Origin of the sequence: Psychrobacter sp. CAM01 (assembly GCF_032842965.1) — a bacterium.
GTDB classification, from domain to species: domain Bacteria; phylum Pseudomonadota; class Gammaproteobacteria; order Pseudomonadales; family Moraxellaceae; genus Psychrobacter; species Psychrobacter celer.
In genome coordinates, this window is the sequence record NZ_JAWJBL010000001.1 from 102,366 (window position 1) to 127,603 (window position 25,238).

Here is a 25,238-nt window from a genome sequence, read left to right on the forward strand (position 1 = left end):
TTTTTATATAGTTAACCTAAAAACAGCGACAGCGCTACTGGTATTTATTTTACGCGAATAATCTCATTTTCGCGCTTTTTTGCCAAGTCTTCAGCATGGGCGCGCACCATACTTTCAATCTCATCGACTAGGTTTTCGGTATTGATCAAATGGCTTTTTTCGCCCATACGGTAGACCAATGACTTTGGCGCAGCACCGACGACACCGATATCGGCTTCTTTGGCCTCTCCTGGGCCATTTACTTTACAGCCAATCACTGACAGATCCATCGGCTCACGAATATCCTCGAGGCGCGACTCTAGCGTTGTCATCACTTTGATCACATCAAACTCTTGACGCGAGCAACTAGGACAAGCAATAAAATTGACACCGTTTGAGCGGATATTTAGCGACTTTAAAATATCAAAGCCGATTTTGATTTCTTCTTCAGGCTCTGCCGCTAGAGAGATACGAATGGTATCGCCGATGCCGTCTAGGAGCAGCCCCCCTAATGCAATGGCAGATTTGACCGCGCCGGTGCGATAGACACCAGCTTCGGTCACGCCTAGATGCAGCGGGTTGTCAATTTGGGCTGAGAGCAGACGATACGCCTCTAATGTCAAAAACACATTACTGGCTTTGACTGAGACTTTATACTGATCAAAGTTGAGACGCTCCAAAATATCAATATGGCGCATCGCGGACTCTAGCATCGCCTCACCCGTCGGCTCTTTATACTTTCGCTGGATGTCTTTTTCTAGCGAGCCTGCGTTGACACCGATACGAATCGGGATATTGTGATGCTTGGCGCAGGCAACCACTTCACGTACTTTGGCATCACTACCGATATTACCTGGGTTGATACGCAAACAATCAGCGCCTGCTTCGGCCACTGCCAAAGCAATCTTATGATCAAAATGCACATCAGCGACGAGCGGCACGCTGACCTGCTTACGGATTTCGGCAAAGGCTTTTACGGTGTCCATCGTCGGGGTCGAGACGCGCATCAGATCAGCGCCTGCTTCTACGCAGCGCTCGATTTGTGCGACCGTCGCGGCCACATCACAAGTCTCGGTGTTGGTCATGCTTTGCACACTAATCGGTGCATCACCCCCAATCGCGACATCACCGACATATATTTTTTTGGTAAGACGACGGTTAATAGGCGCTGACGTTGACATAGACAAACCCTTTGGTTAAAGCAAAAAAATAAAAATAAACCCTGACAATAATACCTAACAATGCGGCGTTATGCTTTTGCCCACTTATGGCGCAAGCTCAAAACTGGCTTGCTTATCAGTGGCGTACGCCTCTAATGCCACCGCCTCTTGGTTGAGCATTAAGCTGACATTATCGACATTATCGATCTGTACATTAAATGGCGGCATGCCAGACAACTTATAGCTACCCGTGCTTTGAGCGCCGTTCATCAGATTGCTCCCCGACGCATCAGTAATCACCACCACCGCCTCGTCGCTCAACATCACCTCTAGCGTCGCGGTACTGCTCGCCGCGCCTATGTTAAGTGCAGAGCCTGCGGCACCCACGCCCGTCTCGCTATCGATAGCAGCGCCTTGAGCCTGCTCGAGTGCCGAGATGTCTTCGACAGCGTTGGTCGGTGCTTGGGTATTTTCTTTGCTGGCATTACTGACCATGCGAAATAAAAAAATCGCTAAGATAATAACGCCAATGACCGCGATAATCAGTAACGGATTGAAACGAATACGGTTGTGAGTGTCGCGCTGCAAGGTGCCCATCGGGCGCAGCGGTGTATCAATGTTGTTGACTGAATACGGTTTTAGCTCATTGGGATAGGCGGCATCAAAGCTACTGGCGATCTTTACAGGGTCCAACCCCAAAAACTTGGCATAGTTGATAGCAAAACCACGAGCAAACGCGGCTTGCGGCAAATCTGCAAAATTCTCGTCTTCTAAGGCTTTTAGGTGACGCTTTAAAATAAACAGCTCGGCGGCGGCCTCTTCTAGACTGACTTGCTTTGTTTTGCGGGCTTGCTGCAACATGGCACCAAATGATCCCTGAGTGTTTGATTGAGTGTTTGATGATGGGGTGGTCATTTCCATGGTGCCTCTGGATTGTTAAGCCAAGTCTTAAGTTGTTTTGCTTCATCACTTAGTGGATAAGCGGATAAAAGCTGCTGTGCCAATTGCTGGCGTGTGGTTATATTGTTTTGAGCCGCCGCAAGTTTGATGCCTTGCAGTAGCAAGCGCGGGCTGATACCTTGCCCTTGTACCAAGATCAGTGTCTCATCATAAAGTTTTTGTGCTTGGGCCACCCGCTGCTGCTCAAGCAATAAATCCACCAATTCGATATGGGCGATAATGCTATTGCGGTTGCCATCCAGTGCGCGCAAAAACGCTTTGGCCGCAGCAGTACGGTCGCCCATCTGTAGATAGATACGGCCTAGGTTTTCCAGCGCGCCGATACGACCTTCGTAGCCAAGCGCCGCCCCTGCAATCTCAAACTGCTCAGCCGCCTCTTTATAGCGTTTCATTTGCGACAAATACACGCCATAGTTATTGTGAGCTTGCTCAAAGTCTTTATCAAGCGCGATGGCTTTTTTAAAGTACTGATCGGCTTTTTGCAGATTGATACGGCTGCCCTCTTGCTGCAGCAAAACGCCCATCATATCATAGGCTGGCGCGTAACGGCTATCGGCAGCGAAGGCTTTTTCGAGTTGACGTTGAGCGGTATCAAGCTCGTTTTTGCGGATATATTGCGCCGCAAGCGAGGTGCGTACGCGTGCAATTTCTTGTTGATCCAAGTTGCGATCATTGCTCGGCCGCGTCGACGTCTGATAAGGGGTATCCCCCAATAAATCATCGGTTGGCGTGCTTTGACACCCCGTCAAAAACAGCCCCGCCATCACCATCCCAAGCAGTAGCCGTTTGGACGTCACTGCCGTCTGCGCCACGACTGGCAACGTGGCTGTCATCCATAGTTTGTCAGTCAAAAAACACACGCTTTGATACTTATTTTGACAAGAATTTTTAGAAGTCATCATAGCCGCCATCATAAAACTGGATTCAATGCGTTCGATAATCGAAGCATCAGTTTAATAGATTTAGCCCCCATAAGTACAATTTAGTTGTGATTAATTGTATGATGAATCACAACTCAGCGTTTTCACGCGCTTTGATGCTTTGCTGCCATGCCGCTGAACGACGAGTACGATCGGCGACCTGCCCGACCAGCTGACCGCAAGCCGCATCGATATCGTCGCCGCGCGTTTGACGAATGGTACACACAAACCCAGCGTCACTTAAGATATTGCTAAACGCATGGATGCGGTTGTTGCTTGATTTGTCATATGGTGCATGCGGAAACGGATTAAACGGTATCAAATTAATCTTACTTGGCAGGCCATCCAACAACGCCACCAACTGCCGCGCATGCTCATCGCTGTCATTGACGCCATCAAGCATGACATACTCAATGGTAACGTGTTTTTTGTGGCGCGGATTAACATCATACACGTAGTTTTTTGCCGCGGCGATCAGCTCACTTAATGGGTATTTTTTATTGATAGGCACCAGCTCATCACGCAGCTCATCATTGGGCGCGTGCAAGGATATCGCCAATGCCACATCGAGATCTTGTGCCAGCTGATACATCTTGGGTACCACGCCTGAAGTCGATAATGTCACGCGGCGCTTTGAAAGACCATAAGCATGGTCGCTGAGCATAACCTCCATCGAGCCGATCACAGGCTTGTAGTTTAATAAAGGCTCACCCATACCCATCATCACCACGTTGGTGACATGGTTTTCCCAAACGCTATGATCGACAGCCTCCAAGCTGTCATTGTCATCGCTCATGTAGGAAGCATTGGCCACCCACAGCTGCCCGATGATCTCAGCCGCCGTCAGATCGCGCTCAAAGCCTTGCTTACCGGTACTACAAAAACTACAGTCGAGCGCGCAGCCGACTTGCGAAGAGATACACAAGGTTTTGCGGCCATTTGATTTATTATCATCCGCCGGAATCAATACCGTCTCCACCAGCGAGCCACCCGTCACTTCAAACACCCATTTACGCGTACCATCATCACTGTACTGACGATGAATAACCTTAGGCGGAGTCACGCAGGCATTCAGCGACAATTTATCGCGCAGTGACTTGCTCAGATTGGTCATCTGCTCAAAATCTGTCACCCCGTGCTGATATATCCATTTCATCACCTGCGTCGCGCGAAATGGCTTTTCGCCAAGGCTCTTAAAATAGTCAGCCAATTGTGCTTGGGTCATCCCCAAAAGATTGGTCTTGGCCTGCGCTTCATCGACCAGCTTGATACTGGCTTTGGAGGTGGCAGGGACATGCTGGATCGGAGATTGAACAGTGGACATAATAGGTAACCTTTTTGCATCAGCTAAATTAAGCGTGGCAATTGTTGATATAAGCGATGAGTGTTGCTCTCCATACGCCTTATGGCAAATATGGCCATTAGCAATCCATTATGAGTGCAGCGGCTCTTGTACTCATGCCAATCATACATAGCGACAAGCACAAAAAATGAGTAACTATACTGATAAAGGATTGATAATGCTAGATAAAGACAATAATGAGGCTAATAATAAAAAATTTCAATAACACAAAGACAGCGAAAAAACAGACAAACCAAAATAGCTAAAACGGCTTATACCCATCAGATATAAGCCGTCTTACGACACAAATTATTCATAACCAACCTCTCGGCTGCTATCAATAACTGGCTGCTCTTAGCGCGTACGTGCACATACTTCATCATCATTGAAGAAGTAGCTGATTTCACGTGCTGCTGACTCAGCTGAATCTGAACCATGAACCGCGTTTTCGTCGATGCTGCTGGCAAAGTCAGCACGGATAGTGCCTTCGGCAGCGTCGGCTGGGTTGGTTGCGCCCATGATTTCACGGTGCTTAGCAATGGCGTTTTCGCCTTCTAATACGGAAACAACGACAGGGCCTGAAGTCATGAATGAGACCAAAGCATTATAAAATGGACGCTCGGCATGCTCAGCGTAAAAACCGCCTGCTTTTTTGTCATCAAGATGCAACATTTTTGCAGCAACGATTTTTAAACCCGCTTCTTCAAAACGGCTATAAATAGCGCCGATATTGTTGCCAGCGACGGCATCAGGCTTGATGATAGATAAAGTACGTTCGTTAGCCATAAAAAAAACTCCTAATAGGGGGTCAGTTTGGTAAAAGTAAAGGGATAGATGCTTTGTTTTAACGTTGGCCGCCATGTCGACGAAGCGGATAACTCATGATTTATCGATAGCAAAACACGAGCGTCAACATAGGATTGTTGCCTATTATAATGATTGAGGCTATAAATGATAGGGTTAATTTATGACCGCACCTTGCATAAAAGTAAATTTATGATCCGCTAATTATTAATACGGTCATCACATTGACCAAAAAGAACCCCAATGCTCAGCACTGGGGTCCTTTTAATTGATGCTATTTGATGAATACTACTTGATTAATACTACAAGCCAGTTAGTGCTTATAACACCAAGACTTATAGTAAGTACTAAGCATCATACGGGTCACGAAGTACGATGGTCTCTTCGCGGTCAGGGCCGGTTGAGATGATATCTACTGGGCAGCCAATCAATGCTTCGATACGTTTGATGTATTTTTTGGCGTTTTCTGGTAGGTCGTCATAGTTGGTAATACCAACGGTAGACTCGCTCCAACCTTCCATCGTTTCGTACTTCGGTGTGACAGACTCATAAAACTCTGCGTCGTGCGCGCCAGCACATTCTGTCTCAGGGAGGTTGTAACCCACACCGATTAGCAACTCTTCAAGACCATCTAGGACGTCAAGCTTGGTCAAGCAGATACCTGACATAGAGTTCAATACCACCGCACGGCGTAATGCCTCGGCATCAAACCAGCCGCAGCGACGCGCGCGGCCAGTGGTCGCGCCAAACTCATGGCCGACTTTGGCTAAGTGGGCACCCACATCATCAAACAATTCTGTTGGGAATGGGCCACTACCAACGCGCGTGGTGTAGGCTTTGGTGATACCAAGTACATAATCTAGGTACAATGGGCCGATACCCGTACCAGTCGATACGCCGCCTGCTGTGACGCTTGAGCTGGTGACAAACGGATAGGTACCGTGGTCGATATCAAGTAGCGTACCTTGTGCACCTTCAAACATTAGGTTTTTGCCAGAAAGGCGCAATTGGTTGAGGTCTTCGGTCACATCAGTAACCATGCCTTTGATCTCTTCGCGCCACTCTTGGCACAGCTTAAAGGTCTCATCAAAATCGATGGCATCGACTTTATAATACTGCGTCAGTTGGAAGTTGTGATATTCGATTAGGTTACGTAGTTTTTCTTCTAAATCATCACGGAACAAGTCAGCAAGCTTGATGGCACGGCGAGCCACTTTGTCCTCATACGCAGGACCGATGCCGCGACCTGTGGTACCGATTTTGCCTGTACCGCGTTTGGCTTCGCGTGCTTGGTCAAGCGCTACGTGATATGGCATGATTAGTGGGCAGTTTGGCGAGATACGTAGACGCTCACGTACCGGTACGTTGTTGGCTTCTAGATCTTTTATCTCTTTTAGTAGGGCGTCTGGCGCTAGTACCACACCGTTACCGATGAAGCAGGTGACGCCTTCGCGCAAGATACCAGATGGGATCAAATGTAGGACGGTGGTTTTGCCATCGACAACCAGTGTGTGCCCAGCGTTGTGACCGCCTTGAAAACGAGCAACGGCTGAGGCTTTTTCGGTAAGTAAATCAACGATTTTACCCTTACCTTCATCGCCCCATTGGCTACCCAAAACTACGACATTCTTACCCATGATCAATCCTTACCTTTATGTATTGAGGTGTGTGCAATAACGGTTGCAAAACTAACGTGATGTTAGCAGTGTTTGATGCTTGCGCTCAGCGCGCTTATCATTGCCGCGCCAAACCAAGTATGTTTTATCTTAAAATCTTTATCCAAGCGGCGATGCCACTGTAAATGTACCTATAAGTCAGCCAAACTGAATCTAGTTAAGCTAGATGGTTTGTAGTTGCCATTGATTGTCAGCAAAACCCAAACGATGTGTCACGCCATCGGGACGATCGTCCGCGTTTAGCGGCATGGTGACACGGTAGCCCTGCTCGCGTAAGCTGGTGGCCTGCTGGAGCAAGGTTTGTCGCTGCTCAGGGCTTGCTTGAGTGGCGGCTTGATAATCGATCAGCACGATACTCGGCGCCTCAAGCTGCGTGTGCGCCAGCAAACGGCTGACATCCATACTAAAGCCTGTGGCTTCGCGTGGCTGGCTGGCGGACAGATGGCCACCGCTTTGCATACCATCAAAACGCCCGCCGCGTACCAGCGGCTGAGTCTCGCTATTGATATAGCCATTAAAGACAATGCCAGTATGATAGTGATAGCCTGATAGCTCAGTCACATCGACACTCACCGGACACTGCCACTGCGTTTTTAGGTGCGTTTTTAGGCGCTGTAGCTCATCGATAGCCGTAGATATCTGTTCATCTTGCTGTGCGGCAGTAGAGAGCTTGGTCAGCAAATTATCGATATCGTGACCAAAACGCGCTAAGGCATAGAAGTCATCGCCTATCGGCAATGCTTGGCAGACGCGCTTGAGCTCTGGTAGGTTTTTGTTGGCATATAAATGCATCAATTGCTCAGCGTCGCTGTCAGATAGCGCCGCCATCTCAGCCAAACGCTTAAATATCGCCACATGACCCAAGTCAATATGCAGCGCCGCGCTCATATCTAGTGTATTGACCATCCCAAACAAGACATCAATCAGCTCGATATCGGCTGCCAAATCTGCGCAGCCAAATATCTCAGCGCCTAATTGCAAAGGCGTACGCGAACCAAACAATCCTGACGGCAAGGTGTGAATCACATCACCTGCATAGCAGTAACGCGCAATACCTGTACCGCCGTGATGCGCATCGATACGCAAAATCTGCGGAGTAATATCGGCACGCAAGCCCATCAAACGACCCGTCAGCTGATCGATGATCTTGAACGTCTGACGTTTCAAATCCTCTGAGGCATCACTTAACAGTGACTCAGTAAACTCAATCATCGGCGGGTTGACCAACTGATAGCCATGAGTGATCAGCTGCTGCGTCAATTGAAACCTGAGCACCTCTTGCTTATGCGCGTCTTCAAACAACACATCCACCACGCCATCAGGCAACAGCCAACTGTTGGCCACGTCGCTGGCAAAGTGGTTTAGGTAGGGCATACTATTGGATTTAGCAACGCTATCGGCAGGCTGAGTGGCCGCGTTTTTTGTTGCATTTAACTGGGCAGGTTTTGCAGAATCAGAACTGACAGACACAATAAATCCTTGTTTGGCGTATCGCTTACCAAAAAACGCGGTACTGATGCGGTACTAAAAGGTTGTATTTATAAGGGCATTGACATCGTATCGTTGTGTTTTTAACACACAACATCATTGACCCAATTATTTATAAACAAACTAGGTAACCGCAACAGGGTGAGTAATAAGTATAATTTAGGATGATAAGACGAGTATCTTTATGCGCTAATAAACAGAGATAAATAATCAAGGCACTTTATGCTTTAGTGTAGCATAGCACTCAAGGTTCGCCTAGTGACAATTGGGCACAATTACTATCTAATTATCGTCCATGGCATCATGAGCATCAGTAGCTACGGCGACGGCTATCTGCTCGTATTGAACAAATAGCGTCCGTGAAATAGCCGCTATGCGCTTGCATTACTTGACAAAAACGTGCGCGAACTACCCCAGCAAGAACAGCGCCATGCAGACAGACTCATGTTACACTAACACATATTTTTATCTCGGAAGCCTTATGTCATCTGATTACCACCCAAACCCAGCCATCAACCAAACCAACGTCTTAGGGACGGCGCTTGCTAGCTGCTGTTTTGACCCGATTACCGGCTATTATCGCAATGGTTTTTGTCATACTGGCAGTCATGATGTCGGCCAGCATACCGTCTGCGCCAAGATGACCAGCGAGTTTTTGAATTTTTCTGCCAGTCGCGGCAATGACTTGATCACGCCTCTGCCTGAGTATGGTTTTGCTGGATTAAAACCTGGCGACTACTGGTGCATCTGTGCGCTGCGCTGGGTCGAGGCCTTGGACTTCGATATCGCCCCGCCGATCAAGCTCGAAGCCTGTCACGAAAGCCTGCTGAGCTTGGTCGATATTGAGACTTTAAAAAACCATGCGCTTTAATGACGGCGCAGCGTTTTATTTGTGAGACATTTTTTACTTTATCACGGGAGGGGGTATGGACCACAATAACGATCAATTGCTCAAAAAAACCGCACGTATTGAACCTAACTCCGACATCAACCGTCTTTATGCGGATATGAATGATGAGCATTTGTATCTCGATAATGATGATAGCTATATCTACGGCGATGCCGATGCCACCAGAGAAGACACCATCGAGACCATGACGGTCTATGACCCTGACTCTGAGCGCTATGAAGATATCGATCTATCCAGTGAGGATGAGGTCGTCAATTGCTACGCCTACTCTCGTAAGACCGGTGAAAACCTCGATAAAGTGGCGCTAAATGATGTCAGCCGGGCGCTGAGTAACAATGGCCAGTTTATCTGGCTGGGTTTGTATGACCCCAGTCTCCAGACCATGGTCAAAGTCAAAGAAGCCTTTGGTCTGCACGAACTTGCCATCGAGGATGCCTTTGCCGACCATCAGCGCGCCAAAGTCGAAAATTACGACAACGACATGGTGTTTGTGGTCTTACGTACCGCCAAGCTTGAAGACAACGTCATTCGCTACGGCACCACGGCGATATTTATGGGCAAAAACTATTTAATCACCATTCGCAATGGTCCATCCAACTCCTACGCACCTGTCCGCGAGCACTGCCATCGCCGCCCAGAAAAACTCAGAATGGGGCCGATATTTGTCTTGCACGCGATTCTCGATTTTATCGTGGATAACTATATGCCGATTACCGATCGTTTGGGACGTTATCTGCGTGAGCAAGAGCGTTACGTATTTACCTATGAGTTTGATAAGGGCACGCTCAAAAACCTCTACGAACTCAAATCACAGCTGGTACACATGCGGGCGATTATCTTACCGGTGCAAGACATCTGTAGCTTTTTTATCAATCACAAAAAAAGCGAGCTGGTCTCTGGATTTTCGCAAGCGGCCAAGCCCTACTTTCGTGACGTCAATGACCACTTGCTGCACTCGTTAGACGCCATCAACGGCCTCAATGAGATGCTAAGCGTGGTAATGAACACCTATATGGCCATGGTCAATATGGGACAAAACGAGGTGGTACGTAAGCTCGCCGCGTGGGCAGGGATTTTAGCGGTACCAACGGCCATCGCTGGTATCTACGGTATGAACTTTGACTTTATGCCTGAGCTGCACTGGCAGTACTCATATCTGGTTATCATGGTGATCATCGGCTCACTGTGCGGCTATTTGTATTACAACTTTAAACGCCTCAAATGGTTATAACGGCTGTACGCTAACGTCATTTTTTTGGTCAAAAAACACAAAACGCCCCACACAAAACTCAATAAAGCTAGGCTTTGGTATTTGGCTCACGCCTACCATACCAGAGGAAAAACAGCATCGTTCACGGTGCTGTTTTTTATTATTGATTGATAATGATTATTATTTGTAATATTATTCTTAGTTATTATTGCCGCACTCTTACCGTTATCCTTATTTCGCTACATTATCAGCCAGCACGACAAATACTACACGCGTAGCATTTGTACGGGGCGGTATTGTCATTTTATATCTATTATTTTATACCTATTGAGGTTTTTATGCGTTTATCCCATCTTACCCCGATCGCCGCTTGTACTGCTGCTATTTTAACTTTGACAGCATGCGGTGATGACTCTGATCACACCACGATCATAGATGGGGCGCCGCCACTCATCATCACCGATAGTAACTTTAGCAACGGCTATAGCGCCGTCGCGGCCGTTTTTGTCTCAGGGCAAGTTCAAGACAGCAGCGGCGTCAAATCGCTCACCTACTCGCATAACGGACAACCAGCCCAAGCGCTAACGCTAGATGCCGAAGGTTACTTTGACGATCGTATTTTATTGAGCCTCGGTAGCAACCGCATTGTCCTAGAGGCCACGGATAATGCCGGCAACATCATGCGCAAGGTCAAAACTCTCTATCTAGGCGATACCATCGCGGCCGGTGGCTCGCATACCGCCGCCCTACGTGACGGTCAGCTATATGGCTGGGGACGCAATAACTATGGTCAAACAGGGCTGGGGCTGACCACAAAACTCACTGACGTGATGGGCCACCCAGTCACGCCGATGCTAATGCGCAGCGCACCCAAAGATGTGATGTCCATCAGCTTTAATCAAAACCATTCGCTTGCCATCGCACAAAATGGTCAGGTGTATAGCTGGGGCGAAGACAAATACGGACAGCTCGGCCGCGGTGATAGTGGTCGTCATGACTGCAGCAAAACGGCAGACTGCCGTTTAGATATCAGCGCCATCGACGGTATCGAAGACGCCGTCATGGTCGCTGCAGGCTATAAGCACAATTTAGTTTTGACCAAAGACGGTAGCGTTTGGGCTTTTGGGGCCAATGGCCAAGGCCAACTTGGAAATAATACCAGCCGCGATAGCAGTACCCCTGTCAAGGTAGATTTTTCGGCGGCAGAAGCTGGCCATATCGTTCAGGTGGTCGCTAGCGCCAATAGCTCTTATGCATTAGATGATAAAGGTCAAGTCTGGGGTTGGGGCAGCGATGCCTATGCCAACCTTGGCAAGGGAGCCGCCTGTACGCTGGCTAATGACTGCACCAACATAAACGCTACGCCCGTACGTATCAACGTACTAGGAAATAGTACGACAGATCAGACTGCGCCAGCCAAAGATGACGTCATGCCAAGCACAGAAGCCGCGCTAAGCACAGAAAAAGTCACACAGCTGGCCGCTGGTAGAGATCACATCTTGGCTTTGACCAATAAAGAGGCGGTCTACGGCTGGGGATTAAATGCCGCAAGCCAACTGGGCTATAACGGTGAAACCTATCAAGGCACCCCAAATGCGTGGGCAAATATCATCACCACCCCAACCAAACTGCCTTGGTTTACCGACAAAGACGTGCGCCGTGTCTATGCCAATGGCAATGCCAGCTACGCGCTGATTGACGACGTCGCGACCAATAGCACCGCCACCAATGCTGCAAGTGACAGCATCGCCTCGACCAATGGCGTCCTATACGCATGGGGTATGTTTGGCGAAACAAACGGTGCTGGCAAGACCATTTACCATGATTTAGATGAGCCAACCAACAAACTGCCTAGCCTAAAAGATATCGACAATATGGCCATGGGCGCTATGCACCTGATCGCTCATCAAAAACCGCAAATCCAAGACGATGATGCCGTAAATGAGGATGCTGCAAAAGCCGAGCAGTTATTTACATGGGGCTGGAGCTTTGAAGGCTCGCTGGGCAATGCCGACACCGCCCATGTGTGGATGTACAACAACCCGATACCAGTGACACTACCAAGCCAACTATAGTCAATATACTTTTAGGTCATACCATGTTTTTATTATCAACACCGGCAGGCAGCACCCGCCCCCTGTCTTTATCCTCTTATGTCATAAAAAGCACGGCGCTTGGCGTGACGATGGCGCTGCTTAGCGCCTGTGGCGGCTCGGATAACACAAGCAGCACTCAGCCAAACCTTCCAAGTCCGCCGACCACACCTGATCATCCCACTGTCGATAGCGACTGGCAGCCAGCAGGTGGCAACGCGACGATCGCCGGCAGTGTCGCACAGCCTTTTTTGCAGATCATGCCAAACCTGCCAAGCAGCGCACTGGGCGGCGTATCGCCTGGGCGTGAGCTGTTTATCACAGAGTGGACACCTGCTGGCGAGGGCCGCGCGCTGTTCGACGGTGTGGGGCCACTGCTTAATGCCAATGCCTGTACCCAGTGCCACAGTGCAGATGGCCGCAAGCCTGTCTATGCTGCCAACGGTCAGCTCACCGATGCGATTTTGTTTCGCTTAGGTGATAAGCAAGGCGCGGCGCACGCTTACTACGGTGAGCAACTGCAGCACCAGAGCATCGACCCCAGTATCGCCACCGAAGGCCACATGCACTATACCGCCACGGCCAGTCAAAACGGCAAACCTGCTGGAGTGGCCTTTGATTTCACTCCCACCGATCCCAATCAGCCGTTAGGAAAAACTGCCATCAGCGGGCGCATCTCGCCGCAACTGGTCGGTATGGGCTTGCTGGATCTTATCCCTGAAGCAGATATAATCGCAGCGGCCGACCCTGACGATAGCGACAATGACGGTATCAGCGGCCGCGTCCATTGGGTCGATGATGATCAGCAGCAGCGCGTTGGACGCTTTGGCTGGAAAGCCATCAACGTCAGCCTACGCACCCAAAACGCCAATGCCATGTCACAAGATATGGGCTTGACAACCTCGGTGTTTATGGCACCCAACTGCACGGTCAATCAGCCGATTTGCTGGACGGCACCCAGCGGCGGCACTCCTGAAGTCTCAGACAGCAGTCTGGATGCGGTGACTGACTTTATGACAGCGCTTGCCGTACCTGAACGGCGAATAGATGACTTGCCGACTTTTAATGCAGGTGCCAAACTGTTTGCTCAAGTGGGCTGTGCCAGCTGTCATACGCCCAAACAAAAAACTGGCGACAGTGCGCGCTTCCCGCTTCTATCACAGCAAACCATCTACCCTTATACCGACTTGCTGCTACATGATATGGGCGCGGGGCTAGATGATGGCGTAAAAGAAAAGAACGCAGAGAGCTATGAGTGGCGCACGCCACCATTATGGGGTATCGGCATCGTGGCCCGCGATCCTCAAGCGCGGTTTTTGCATGATGGGCGTGCCAGCAGCTTGAGCGATGCGATACTGTGGCATGGCGGTGAAGCACAAGGCGCAAAAACACGCTTTAGCCAACTCTCTACCACCGAGCAGCAGACGTTAATGACCTTTTTAAATGGTATTTAGCCGGCCATAGAGGTTAGACTGTAGGTTATAAAAACCGATATCATGCGACCAACGTATCGATTTTTTTCAAAATATATAACACGCAAAAAAAAGCGGGCCACTGCCATAGTCGCCCTCTTTTTTTTAAAAGTATCATTTATAAAAGTATCAATAGTCTGTCATCAATCCCTAAGCATAGACACCACACCCAACCCGTAGATTAAACGCACTCTCAATGACAAATCACTTAATCATCGCGGCGCTTAACACTCTTCACACTATAGCTTGGCAAATGATGCTCAGGGCTAATGCTTTGATGATCGTCCAGATAATCCTCAGGGCGACCAAACATTTTGGCCGTCCAAGTCAAGATGACAATCGAGGCGCTAAGCACCATAATGGCAAACGAAATCGTCGCCAATAGCCACAAATGAAAGTTGTCAGAGACGGCCTGTACGTCCACCACCAGATGTCGTGACAAGGCAGTAATGGCGATAAATATCAAAAACTGCACGGGCAGACGATGGGTCTTAAAGTAAATACCAATCATCGCTAGCAGCTCAAGATAAATAAACAACAGTAAGATATCTTTTAGATCTGCGGAGCCCTTTTGAAAAATCACCAAAAACTCTTTACCCGCGGTCCAAACCACCACCACACTGATCAAAAACAAGATAATGTAGTGGCAAATATCGACAAACTCACGGCCAATATACTGCAAGCGCTCATGTATGCCCATCATTGACCCCAGCGAATGCGTATCGTCTGTTTTATGAATGTGCGCTTCGGTTGAGTGTTTTGTGTCTTGCTCGCTTAGCGGCTTCATTCGCTAATATCACCACCGCTCAGGCCTGCTGATTTTTCAGCGGCTTCTACCGTCTGGCGAATGAGAGTATTAATCGTCATCGGGCCTACGCCGCCTGGTACGGGTGTATAAGCACTAGCAATGCTCTCAACGCCTGTCAGCTCGATGTCGCCAACGCCGCCATTGTCGGTAGGATGAAAACCTGCATCGACCACCACGGCCCCTTTTTTGATCCACTCAGCTTTAATCAGCTCAGGCACGCCCACTGCCCCGACCACGATGTCAGCACGCTTGATATGAGCGGCCAAATCTTGTGTTTTTGAGTGACACATTGTCACTGTGCAGTTGGCATTTAATAGCATCATCGCCATCGGTTTACCTAAGATGGCACTGCGGCCAACGACCACAGCTTCTTTACCTGATAACTCGATATTATGATGCGCCAATAAGTGCATGATGCCCTGCGGCGTGCAAGAGCCATACGCAGACTGCTGCATCGCCATACGACCAAAGCCAAGACACGTCACGCCATCGACGTCTTTTGCCAAGTCAATTTGCTCAAAGCATGCGCGCTCATCGATATGCGCAGGGACAGGATGCTGTAGCAAGATACCATGGACATCAGGGTCGTTATTAAGCTCATCAATCTTTGCCATCAGCTCTTTGGTAGTCGTAGCACTTGGCATCTCGACCCGAATCGAGTCCATGCCGACACGCTTACAAGCATTGCCTTTCATGCGTACATAGGTCGCAGAGGCAGGGTCATCACCGACCAATATCGTCGCTAGACTTGGGGTGCGTCCCGTCTTAGCTTTGATAGCGTCTACACGCGTACTCAGTTGCTGTTCGATTTGTTTGGCAAGGGCTTTACCATCTAATAAGGTGGCAGACGCTTGGGCAGTAGACATAAGAACTCCAATATAGGGTACGATAAAAAAGTAAAGACAGCGCCCGCAACTACTTGCATGCCTGTCTTATGCTTGGTCAATATAGGATGAATACCGATATTGTACCTGCCTGCGGCAAAAAATCCTAGCGCGATATAAAACTTGCCTACCGGCATTGGTAACCGATAAATGTCTCGGCGGCTCCCTCTCGCGCATGCACAGATTTAGTCAATCCTTGTTTATCTCACCACAATCCATATCGCCACAGACGCGAGCGCTCACGGCACCAAACACCTGATCGATCGCCTGTACAGTTTGCTTGATTTCATCTTCTGTCAACGTTGGATGCACAAGAAACATCAAGCTGGTCTCGCCAAGCTGTTTGGCTACTGGCAGTCTCGTCTTAGGACGCAAGCCGGTATTATCAAAGGCTTTTTCTAGATACACTTCCGAGGCAGATCCTGAAAAGCAAGGCACGCCCAGCGCATTTATCTCTGCAATAATCCGATCGCGCGACCAGCCGTCAGGTAGATTGTCTGACTGCACATAGACATAGAGCTTATAATAGGCATGGACCGAATCTGCAAACTGCGCTGATGCTTCTAGTCTTGGCACCGACAGATAGCCTGTTGCTTCCCAGTGAGTACAAGCATCTAGTATGGCATGCGCATTAGCCGTACGTTTGGCTGTCCAGTCACTCATACGCTGTAGCTGAATACGGCCAATCACTGCCTGCATCTCGGTCATACGCCAATTGGTACCAAAGCTCTCATGCAGCCAGCGATAACCAGGCGCATGCTCAGTCTCATAGACCGCAGCATAGCTTTTGCCATGGTCTTTATACGCCCACATCTTGCGCCACAAGCTCTCGTCATTGGTGGTGACCATACCGCCCTCACCGCCTGTGGTCATGATCTTGTCTTGGCAAAAGCTCCACGCACCCACATGGCCGATACTGCCGACGCTGCGACCTTTATATATTGCACCATGCGCCTGCGCGCAGTCCTCTATCACATATAGATTATGCTGATCTGCCAATGCCATGATGCCATCCATATCACAAGGCCAGCCGGCCAAGTGCACACAGACGATGCCTTTGGTCTTATGCGTCAACACTGCCGCGATAGAGTCCGGTGTGATATTGCCAGTCGCCTCATCGACATCGGCAAATACAGGGGCCGCGCCAGCATTAATGATGGATGAGATACTGGCGATAAAGGTACGCGGGGTGACAACCACTTCATCGCCTGCGCCGATATCTAAGGCTTGTAACGCCACGTCCAATGCTAACGTACCATTACCCATCGCAATGGCATACTTACTATCAGTCCACTCAGCAAACTCCGTCTCAAACTGACGACACTCTTGCCCTGTCCAGTAGTTTACCTTGTTGGATAACAGTACTTGACTGACGGCATCGGCCTCGATTTGGGTAAAGCTGGGCCATGGTGAAAACGGAGTGTTTAGCATAAGTTCCTCATCAAAGCATCTCTGTATCGACGCGGTTACCAGTGAATTTACTCATGGTTGCTTCACCATCAGCACTGATACCCTCTTTACGTATGACTTTTTTGATCGTCTTTAATAAAATTTTTGTATCCAGCCATAACGACTGATGGTCGACATACCAAATATCGAGGGAAAATTTTTCGTCCCAGCCGATGGCATTGCGGCCATTGACCTGCGCGTAACCTGTAATACCTGGGCGCACGTTGTGCCGGCGTGCTTGCTCAGCATTGTATAGCGGTAGATACTCCATCAGTAGCGGCCGCGGGCCGACCAGACTCATATCACCTTTGATAACATTCCACAGCTCAGGCAGCTCATCAAGGCTGCTATTGCGTAACGCCTTGCCAAATGGCGTCAAACGCTCATCATCTTCTAGTGGCTTGCCGTGCAAACCAGCACCATCCTTCATCGACCGAAACTTTATCATCTCAAACGGCTTGCCATGCAGGCCTGGGCGCGTCTGACGGAACAACACTGGCGCTCCCAAGTGTCGCCTGACCTGATAAGCGGTAATGGCATATACCGGAGAGAGCACAATCAGCGCGGTGGTGGCGATGGTGATATCAAACAGTCGTTTCATCATATATTGGTCCGCCTCTGCTGGTCTCTATGATCCACATTGGATAAGTAAAAATCTAGATAGTCGTCCCATAGCTGCTGGCGCTCAAAATGTGCTATCGCCCAGTCTCTTGCCTGCGGGTAGCGGGTTTTGAAATGTGCGTCATCGGCAGCATAAGCAATGGCCTCGGCGACAGCGGATATGTCTTTGAGCGCAAACTTTCGACCGCTGACCCCATCGTTTACGCTATCTTTGACACCAACGACATCATAAGCAAAGGTTGGAATAGCGCAGCTGGCCGCCTCGATAGCGACATTTCCAAAGCCCTCACGGTGGCTCAAAAACAAGTGTAAATCAGCGCATTGAAACACCTCATGCACATCCATACTGGTGGGCAGATACACGCCTTTATTGTCTTTGACAATAGTCTCAACGACGCTTTCTCCAAGCGTATCCTCAAGGTCGCCTGCAAAGATAAAATGGATGTTTTTTTCTTTTAGTTTCTGAGCGATGGCACCGATATCCGCAAAGCCTTTATCTGTACATACACGCCCGACCACACAGATGACAAAGGCATCTATAGGCAGCTGATATTTTTGTCTCAATGCCTTTTTGTGTTCTAGTGAGACAGGTGCCAGGCACTTGACATCTATGCCGCTAAACGAGCCTTGATCGATGACCCGTGCTTTGCTTTTATTGACGAGACCTTCTTTTAGACATACGCTGCGTAAAGACTTTGAGACAAACAGTACCTCGTGTGATAGCGCAAAGCTCAAGACATCAAAACCTTGAAACACGCGTTTTTTTATTCCTAAAAAATTCTCATAAGGACGGCCGACACTAAACGCAATCCTTCTTTTTTGTCGGGTCATCGCGCTTGCTATGCTACCTAAAAGCATCGCTTTTGGAGTGATATAAATAACCACATCAAAACGGTGGGTTAGCATATAGGCACTTAATCGAGCAAGCGCCTTACCATCTTTTAACACACTGGGCTGACGCTGAAAATCCAAATCAACCACCTCACCTATATTACGTGCGCGCAATGTAGCAAGCTGCTCTGGACTGCCGCCGCAGATCAGCGTGATGTCTATATCTGCCTGATCTCTGAGGTACTCCAGCTGGTCACGGTACAGCAGATTAAATGACACCGCATCGGTCATCACAAAGCATATTTTTGACGTCATTTGCACACCTCAGCATTTGGTTGTTATGGGCATGATGATTGGATAAAACATCCGCTATTAAACCACCATCAACATCTATCAAACTTCATATACCGCAGATACTATCGACCACAGCTTGATGCTGCGCTCTGAGCGCAGTAGACATTGTGAGCTTGTTTCTTTTATTGGCTATTTTTTGTAGTAATCCCACTGAATCCAGCAGCTTGACGGTGCTCACTTTGACAACCAGCTTTACGGTGCCAGCCAGCTTCGTGGCGCTTAAACGGCGAGGGTTTGTATAATCACAATATGTATGAAAGCTGTCTTTGTATGATCTAATGATTTTTGCTAATGACAAGTTTCCCTCTTCTCTATAGTAATAAAGCAAATCCGGCAATACCGCCAATTTTAGGTCTTGACTGGCGATGGCACGGCACCACAAATCATAATCTTCAGATCTGGGATATGCCTCATTGTAGGCATGACGCTGGTACCAGCTTTTTTTTGCGAGTATGGAGGCATGCACAATGGGATACGCGGCTTCTATTTTTTCAAACCCTGTATAAAGGTGCTCCACGTGACGGCAACCATATACCTGATTGTGGTTATCGATAGAGACCACGCCGGTAGACACCAAATCATAATCTGGATTTTTTTCTAAAAAACGCAATTGAGTCGCCAACCTGTCAGGATGCACCAAATCATCAGCATCCATTCGCGCCACGTAGTCATATTGAGCAACAGCGATCAGCTGATTTAGACGGGCAGGCAGCTTTTTGTTTGCCCCGTCGTAGAGGACTTTTATTCTGTCATCTGACGCAGCAAAGCGCTGAGCGATGGCTAGCGAGCCATCCGTTGAGCCGTCATCTAGCAGTATCAGCTCCCACCGCTCATGTGTCTGTGCCAATATGGATTTGATGGCGTCTGCTAAATATGCCTCAGCGTTGTAGATGGGGATGCCGATAGAGACGTAAGTTTGGTTTTTCATAACAAAACCTTAAATGTCGGATTAAGAAGATACGGGCTCAAATCACTAAATCGCGAGGTCGTCAATATAAAGTACAGCAAAAACACCACGATGCTCAGCATATAGAGATAAATGTTGTTTACTCGTTTAAAGACCACAGGCACTATCAAAACCAATACCCACGTAAAATATGCCAATAGCCGCTGTGGCCCTGATGGATTGGTACCCAATATGGCCAAAGGAATGACAAAAACCACGCCTGAAGCATAAAACGTCAACAGCTTTTGAAAAGCCACATCCTTGATCTTGTATATATAGCGCGCCGCCAGAAGCAAAATCATGAGCGCTACATAAAATCCAATGGTCAAAAACCCACCCGCTTCGGTAGAGGCGCTGGCATAACTCTCATACCTATCATTGGTCGAGGAGATATAAGATACCAACAATCCACTGACCAATAACGACCCTATAAACGTGGCAAAGACCTTGTATGTCGGCTTTATTCTTAAATTCACGATAAAATAAAACGGGATAATAAATAACGCAGTGACATGAAACAATGAAGCGATAGCGCACCACAACAAATAAGGTATCAGTCTTTTTTCTAACAAATAAGGAGTGGCCAAAGTAAATATCGCCATCGCCATTCCTTGACGTAACCCATTAAAAGAAAATGTATAAACCCCTAAAGTAATAAATAAAAAAACAGAAAACCAATAGTTCACACTATATTTTCTTATTATCTTGAGATAACAATACACAATGACAAAGCTGGTGATTGTCAATAGCCAAAAATACTGACTGGTAAAATTCAATATTGCATATTCTAATAGCTGATACCCAATCTCAATATCATCGTTAAACTGAAAATACTCTGCATTTATCTTATGGGTAAAGTTTCTGGTATAGTTTGTCGCGTCTGTGCCGACCTGATCACTACGAAACCCTGCAAATACAGTCAAAACAAATAATGGCAGCCAAAAAGAGGTACGATTTAGAGCGTGCTTCTCCAGCACTATCCAAAACATGACAAAACCAAGCATGAGCAGGTATGGCAGCATTTGTCCCTCTTTAGATAATATAAATCCCTTTATTATCAATTGGTGTATATATATATTTATACCACGACTATTTTTTATAATCCTAAAAAAATCACTATAAATATCTGGTTGTAAACCACTTATGAAAAACAAGCCTCATCGATTAGGGTGTTCCATTTTTTCATCACTGCTTTTGCATCATATTGTCTCACTTCTAAACACCCATTATCGGCAAGCGTTTGCGCCAGATCTGTACGGGTCATCAATTCTTCTAAAGAGCGTGAAAAGCCATTAATATGATGATTTTCCACTAAGATGCCGGTTTTGTTATTTTTGAGAATATTTCGCGGGCCTGTCGGGCAGTCAAAGGCCACGATAGCCATTCTAGATTGCATGGCTTCTAACAGCACCATCGGAAAACACTCTGACAACGAGCTCATGGCATATATACGGCTGTCCAGCATTTTGCTGATGATATCGGGACTAGATGGATAAATTGCGGTGTTTGTCGCTATATCATGATGATCGATCAGCGCCTGCAATGACTGTATATATGTATGCTCGCCATCACCATAAATCTCCAGCCGCCAGTCTGGATACTTACTGGCGATAGTCGACCAGCTAGCAAGCAGGCGCTCAAAGCCTTTGATAGCAACGATACGTCCCGCCGTCATGATGACCTTGCGGCGCTTTGTCAGCTCACAAGGAGAATCATCACTCATAACGACGGGGTTGGGTATGACAACTGAACCATTAAGCGAATGTAGATACGCCTCTTCTTTACTCAAAAAAACATGGGTATCATAAAATTTAGTATAGTATTTTTTTAGCCTGTCTATCGCATTTGTTTTTTGAGAAAAACTAGAGTGATACTCTTTAATACAATGAGTATCAGCCGCGATTAACGGCAAAAAATAATAATCGTAATTGTAGTTTGTCATCACAATCACATCGGGGTTTATATTTTTTATAGCTGCTCTTAATTTAAAAAAATATCGATAGGCACGCTTTAGGTTCAATGGCGATAGCAAAGAAATAGATTTATCAAACCCACCGGCTAAGTCATGCCGCACCAGACGCAAATCGTAGAAGAAATATGGGCTGCGTCCCTCGTTTTCACTGGTAATCAGATGTACTTCATAACCGTCCTTTATCCAATGATTGATACGATGTGACAGCACCCTTTCGATGCCGCCGCTTTTATATACCTGATCCGCTATAATACAAATCTTTGTCGCATTCATTGGTATCACACCTTATCATTTGTCTAAACATTATTGGTATTAAAGCGCGTGCTCAGTATTTTTCTTAATACTCTGACGCCGCGACTGCCTATCAGTTTTTTTATTTTATTTTTTCTGAGGCTGCTCACACTAGCCCACGAGTTACTAAAATGATGAATGGTATAAGTATGGTTGCCGGATTTGTCTTGATGATTGAGATAGTCAAAAGGAGATAAAAAGCGCTGCGGTAAAACCACAATTTCCTCGTCTTGATAATGCAGGACTTGCTCTACGCCATTTTTTTCCAGCCCAATTGCTTCTAATAAGGCGGTCAGCACTTGGACATTGGTGGTGGTGTCTAGCTTTCCGTTACTATCGATAAAATGTCTGGCGTGATAGCTGTCTATAAAGTCAGCGATGAAAGTACTGGCTTTGGGCGCAATCATGGTGCTTGTCGCGGCGTAATGGCCTTCTTCAAAACCAAAGGTTAAGACCCCCCGCGCCAGCAAGGGATCAAGGTTTTTACGGACCTCAACATCCGTATCTAGATACACCCCGCCATGCTGGTAGAGCGCCAACAACCGCGCATAGTCGCTAACAAACGCATACTTTTTTGCAGCATAAGCTTCTTTGACATACTGACAGCAGTCGATATCGAAGTTATCTTCATTCCATTCGATTATCTGGTAGGTGGGCAGCATCTCTCTCCAGTTGGCGATATAGGCCAACACTGAGTCTGGCTTGGAGGTTTTGCCAAACCAGCAGTAATGAATCACTCTATCGATATGCATCGTCCTAACTCCTTTTAGGCCCGCGTCCGTTATGCCTCAACAAACGCGTGGCAGGTAGCTTCCATGGCCGTCTTTAGGGCTTTGTATCGCACTGGGTTGGCAAGATTGGTACTTGAGCCTATCTTACCGTTTGCATGGAAATTGTTGCTGATTTTGCCCGTCGAGCGCTCGACATCCACACGGTTAAACAAATCTGCCAAACCCGCTAATCGGCATGAATCAACAAAACTATCAAAGCCATTGAGATAAATCACCGGCGTACCCAAGGCCAGACAAGGCAACGCACAATGGATACGTGAGGTGATGACCAATTTTGCTCGGGCATATTTGTGCAATAACGTCTCTGCCATGATGAATTTTTGTGCCTCTGAATACGTCTTTGCTGGCAGCTCTTGATGAATGACTTGCGCTTTGTTTAATAGCTCTTTGGTAAATATTTTTTTGAGGTATTGCTGCTTGATGTGCATGTGAAAAACATCACCGCTACGCGTCGATCTGAGCAGGGATTTGACGTCATAAAAAATGCGCTGTTTGTTGGGAAACCCATATAGTGGATCGACAATATAGATATCCTCACCGCGCTCAGCGTCGCAGGCTTGGTAGCTATCTAAAGTCAGAGTCAGGCATCCTGAAAAGTAAGCCTCGATGCCTTTTTCTTGCAATAGACTCACCGTAAAGTGATCACGGCAGCCGATTGGTTGTTTGCTTTTTAAAAACGCAATACCTTGAGGACTGAGCATATTGGGCGCCGCTGAGTTGTTTACGTGAAAGGAGATAAGTAAAGGGTTTATGTGTGCGGACGGCACCCAGCTGGTGGTATTGTGCGTAAACCAGCCATTCATAATCAGCTTGGCGTCGCTGTCTGTATAGCGAGCCAGCTTTTCTCGATTGATAAAACAGTCTACTTGCGGCAAAAACTGCTTGGCTGCCAGACTTTGGATATAGTCGCCAATATTAAACGTTCTTTTGTTTTCGGCATACGTCATCAAACCATATTTCATCTCAATAACTCCCTGATTTTTAAATAGCTTTTAAACGTTTTAGGAAAAGTAGCAATGATGGCTCTTTTGCCTTTATCTACCTTAGAGTCTGTTTCGGTGATGGTAGCGTCAAGCGCTACTTTGAGGCTATCTTTTAGTCGCTCAGCACTATGTTGCTCAGCACTATGTTGCTCGGTATTACGCTTATGTTCTGCAAACTGATATAAATTATCAGCGCTCAACAGACTCAGCATAGGTGCCCAGTCATAACGCACCCCTTCATTAGCAAAACCCCTAGCCCATAGCGCCTCGATATGCGTGTACACACTGCCATCCACCGCAAAACCGAAATGATTGGGATTGCGACCAAACAACGTCAGCGCAAAAATGGTTCGATAGCACTTTTCGCACTTATTGCAATTTAGGCCATTGTTTAATTCGGAATAACAAACGCGAAGGTTGACGTTTTTTTCTAACCGCTCAGCGTTTTTTATGATGGACTGCACTTTATCGAGACGGTGCATGTGGTAGCCATCATGCACCACCTGCGTGCCAGCCCACCGCACATTGTTGTCGATATCAGGCATCGAGCCCCAAAACACCTGAAAACCAATGGTATCTGTGGCAGCGATATAAAGTGAGTGATAGCCTTTTTTGTAAGCCAGCGGAGCCACCGCACAGGTCAACGTTAGTCCATGCTGCACCTTACCCCACCAGCCGCCTCCATAGACCAGCTCTTTGACTCGATACGTATAAAAATCTCGACAATTCATGGCGATATAGTGCTTGTGGTTTTGCTGCAATATCACCTCATTATTGATATTTTGTTTGGCAGTCGCCCATTGCTTGCTATCGTTCAGCGGGATATCAGCCCCTTGTATCAGTATCAAATCCACGTCATCTTGCTGATGATTAAAGTACGAAGCATATGCATCGACGCCGCCGCTAAACAATAAAGCGTCTTTTTTGCCTTTGTCTCGGTGGTAGGCTGCGGTATTGTCCATTAGCTGATTGACCATAAGGCTAGATGAATGGTTAAGAATCTCTGGAAACTCCTTGATAAAGACAGCCTTGATGTCTAAAGCCGCTTGGTAAAACCGACGGTCAAGGGTATTTATCGTAATATCAAACCCTGCCAGCCAAGAGATGGGCAATATATTGGCCAATAATGGAATGATCAAAATGCTCTCTGGCACCTCTGCCACACTACAGTCGTATTCGATAAAAAATGGCGTTTTAAAATACTTTTTTATGTCGTCTGAGACCTCGTACTCATAGGAGATACGAGTCCCAGCGCCTGTCAGATCGATACTGTTTACGATAAAATTTGACATCA

22 protein-coding genes and 1 pseudogene are annotated in these 25,238 nt (G+C 47.5%); 4 read left to right on the forward strand and 19 right to left on the reverse strand.

Annotated elements, in window-relative coordinates; translation table 11 throughout:
• Positions 1-44: 44 nt before the first annotated feature.
• The 7 genes from ispG to R0I52_RS00555 all read right to left on the reverse strand — a co-directional run bounded on the left by ispG (position 45) and on the right by R0I52_RS00555 (position 8,311).
• Positions 45-1,160, reverse strand: a complete 1,116-nt coding sequence (gene ispG / locus R0I52_RS00525) for a flavodoxin-dependent (E)-4-hydroxy-3-methylbut-2-enyl-diphosphate synthase (RefSeq protein WP_317052701.1) — start codon at positions 1,158-1,160, stop codon at positions 45-47.
• An 84-nt stretch (positions 1,161-1,244) separates the two neighbouring features.
• The gene (locus R0I52_RS00530) at positions 1,245-2,060 is read right to left on the reverse strand and encodes a helix-turn-helix domain-containing protein (protein WP_256713736.1); all 816 of its coding nucleotides are present in this window, start codon (positions 2,058-2,060) and stop codon (positions 1,245-1,247) included.
• Positions 2,051-3,001, reverse strand: coding sequence for a type IV pilus biogenesis/stability protein PilW (gene pilW, locus R0I52_RS00535; RefSeq protein WP_317052702.1), 951 nt, complete (start codon positions 2,999-3,001; stop codon positions 2,051-2,053). The genes R0I52_RS00530 and pilW overlap by 10 nt, the downstream gene beginning before the upstream one ends.
• Positions 3,002-3,107: 106 nt before the next feature.
• On the reverse strand, positions 3,108-4,343 hold the full coding sequence (rlmN, locus tag R0I52_RS00540; protein WP_317052703.1) for a 23S rRNA (adenine(2503)-C(2))-methyltransferase RlmN: 1,236 nt from the start codon (positions 4,341-4,343) through the stop codon (positions 3,108-3,110).
• 372 nt (positions 4,344-4,715) lie between these two features.
• On the reverse strand, positions 4,716-5,147 hold the full coding sequence (ndk, locus tag R0I52_RS00545) for a nucleoside-diphosphate kinase (RefSeq protein ID WP_100749128.1): 432 nt from the start codon (positions 5,145-5,147) through the stop codon (positions 4,716-4,718).
• A 365-nt stretch (positions 5,148-5,512) separates the two neighbouring features.
• Positions 5,513-6,802: an adenylosuccinate synthase gene (locus tag R0I52_RS00550; RefSeq protein WP_075101505.1), complete on the reverse strand. Its 1,290-nt coding sequence runs from the start codon at positions 6,800-6,802 to the stop codon at positions 5,513-5,515.
• 201 nt (positions 6,803-7,003) lie between these two features.
• Complete coding sequence (locus R0I52_RS00555) at positions 7,004-8,311, reverse strand: ATP phosphoribosyltransferase regulatory subunit (RefSeq protein ID WP_317052704.1); 1,308 nt, start codon at positions 8,309-8,311, stop codon at positions 7,004-7,006.
• 499 nt (positions 8,312-8,810) lie between these two features.
• Here R0I52_RS00555 and R0I52_RS00560 point away from each other — a divergent pair, with 499 nt between their 5' ends.
• The 4 genes from R0I52_RS00560 (at position 8,811) to R0I52_RS00575 (ending at position 13,996) form a co-directional block, all read left to right on the forward strand.
• Entirely contained in the window at positions 8,811-9,200 is a 390-nt protein-coding gene (locus R0I52_RS00560) for a DUF2237 domain-containing protein (RefSeq protein WP_317052705.1), read from the forward strand.
• 55 nt (positions 9,201-9,255) lie between these two features.
• Positions 9,256-10,470 (forward strand): magnesium/cobalt transporter CorA, encoded by a 1,215-nt coding sequence (corA, locus tag R0I52_RS00565; RefSeq protein ID WP_075101502.1) that lies wholly within the window; start codon positions 9,256-9,258, stop codon positions 10,468-10,470.
• Positions 10,471-10,787: 317 nt separating this feature from the next.
• A complete protein-coding gene (locus R0I52_RS00570; protein WP_317052706.1) occupies positions 10,788-12,524 on the forward strand; it encodes a chromosome condensation regulator RCC1 in 1,737 nt (578 codons plus the stop codon).
• A gap of 23 nt (positions 12,525-12,547) precedes the next feature.
• Positions 12,548-13,996, forward strand: a complete 1,449-nt coding sequence (locus tag R0I52_RS00575) for a di-heme oxidoredictase family protein (RefSeq protein WP_317052707.1) — start codon at positions 12,548-12,550, stop codon at positions 13,994-13,996.
• A 226-nt stretch (positions 13,997-14,222) separates the two neighbouring features.
• Here R0I52_RS00575 and R0I52_RS00580 read toward each other — a convergent pair whose 3' ends face one another.
• The 12 genes and pseudogenes from R0I52_RS00580 to R0I52_RS00630 all read right to left on the reverse strand — a co-directional run bounded on the left by R0I52_RS00580 (position 14,223) and on the right by R0I52_RS00630 (position 25,236).
• Positions 14,223-14,717, reverse strand: a complete 495-nt coding sequence (locus tag R0I52_RS00580; protein WP_410524018.1) for a phosphate-starvation-inducible protein PsiE — start codon at positions 14,715-14,717, stop codon at positions 14,223-14,225.
• Between the two features lie 80 nt (positions 14,718-14,797).
• Complete coding sequence (folD, locus tag R0I52_RS00585) at positions 14,798-15,688, reverse strand: bifunctional methylenetetrahydrofolate dehydrogenase/methenyltetrahydrofolate cyclohydrolase FolD (protein WP_317052709.1); 891 nt, start codon at positions 15,686-15,688, stop codon at positions 14,798-14,800.
• 207 nt (positions 15,689-15,895) lie between these two features.
• Entirely contained in the window at positions 15,896-17,137 is a 1,242-nt protein-coding gene (locus tag R0I52_RS00590; protein ID WP_317052710.1) for a DegT/DnrJ/EryC1/StrS aminotransferase family protein, read from the reverse strand.
• A 10-nt stretch (positions 17,138-17,147) separates the two neighbouring features.
• Positions 17,148-17,759, reverse strand: a complete 612-nt coding sequence (locus tag R0I52_RS00595; protein ID WP_317052711.1) for a sugar transferase — start codon at positions 17,757-17,759, stop codon at positions 17,148-17,150.
• The gene (locus R0I52_RS00600; RefSeq protein ID WP_317052712.1) at positions 17,756-18,922 is read right to left on the reverse strand and encodes a glycosyltransferase; all 1,167 of its coding nucleotides are present in this window, start codon (positions 18,920-18,922) and stop codon (positions 17,756-17,758) included. Before R0I52_RS00600 ends, R0I52_RS00595 begins: the two co-directional genes overlap by 4 nt.
• Positions 18,923-19,007: 85 nt before the next feature.
• A complete protein-coding gene (locus R0I52_RS00605; protein ID WP_317052713.1) occupies positions 19,008-19,889 on the reverse strand; it encodes a glycosyltransferase family A protein in 882 nt (293 codons plus the stop codon).
• Complete coding sequence (locus R0I52_RS00610) at positions 19,886-20,929, reverse strand: EpsG family protein (protein ID WP_317052771.1); 1,044 nt, start codon at positions 20,927-20,929, stop codon at positions 19,886-19,888. The genes R0I52_RS00605 and R0I52_RS00610 overlap by 4 nt, the downstream gene beginning before the upstream one ends.
• A 119-nt stretch (positions 20,930-21,048) precedes the next feature.
• A complete protein-coding gene (locus R0I52_RS00615; RefSeq protein ID WP_317052714.1) occupies positions 21,049-21,630 on the reverse strand; it encodes a glycosyltransferase in 582 nt (193 codons plus the stop codon).
• Positions 21,631-21,645: 15 nt separating this feature from the next.
• Positions 21,646-22,152: pseudogene (locus R0I52_RS09005) on the reverse strand (glycosyltransferase); the annotation flags it as partial.
• A 23-nt stretch (positions 22,153-22,175) separates the two neighbouring features.
• On the reverse strand, positions 22,176-22,922 hold the full coding sequence (locus R0I52_RS00620) for a glycosyltransferase family 32 protein (RefSeq protein ID WP_317052715.1): 747 nt from the start codon (positions 22,920-22,922) through the stop codon (positions 22,176-22,178).
• A gap of 29 nt (positions 22,923-22,951) precedes the next feature.
• Positions 22,952-23,923 carry a polysaccharide pyruvyl transferase family protein gene (locus R0I52_RS00625; RefSeq protein ID WP_317052716.1) on the reverse strand — a complete coding sequence of 324 codons (972 nt, stop codon included), beginning with the start codon at positions 23,921-23,923 and terminating at the stop codon, positions 22,952-22,954.
• Positions 23,920-25,236 (reverse strand): hypothetical protein, encoded by a 1,317-nt coding sequence (locus tag R0I52_RS00630; RefSeq protein ID WP_317052717.1) that lies wholly within the window; start codon positions 25,234-25,236, stop codon positions 23,920-23,922. Before R0I52_RS00630 ends, R0I52_RS00625 begins: the two co-directional genes overlap by 4 nt.
• Positions 25,237-25,238: the final 2 nt, after the last annotated feature.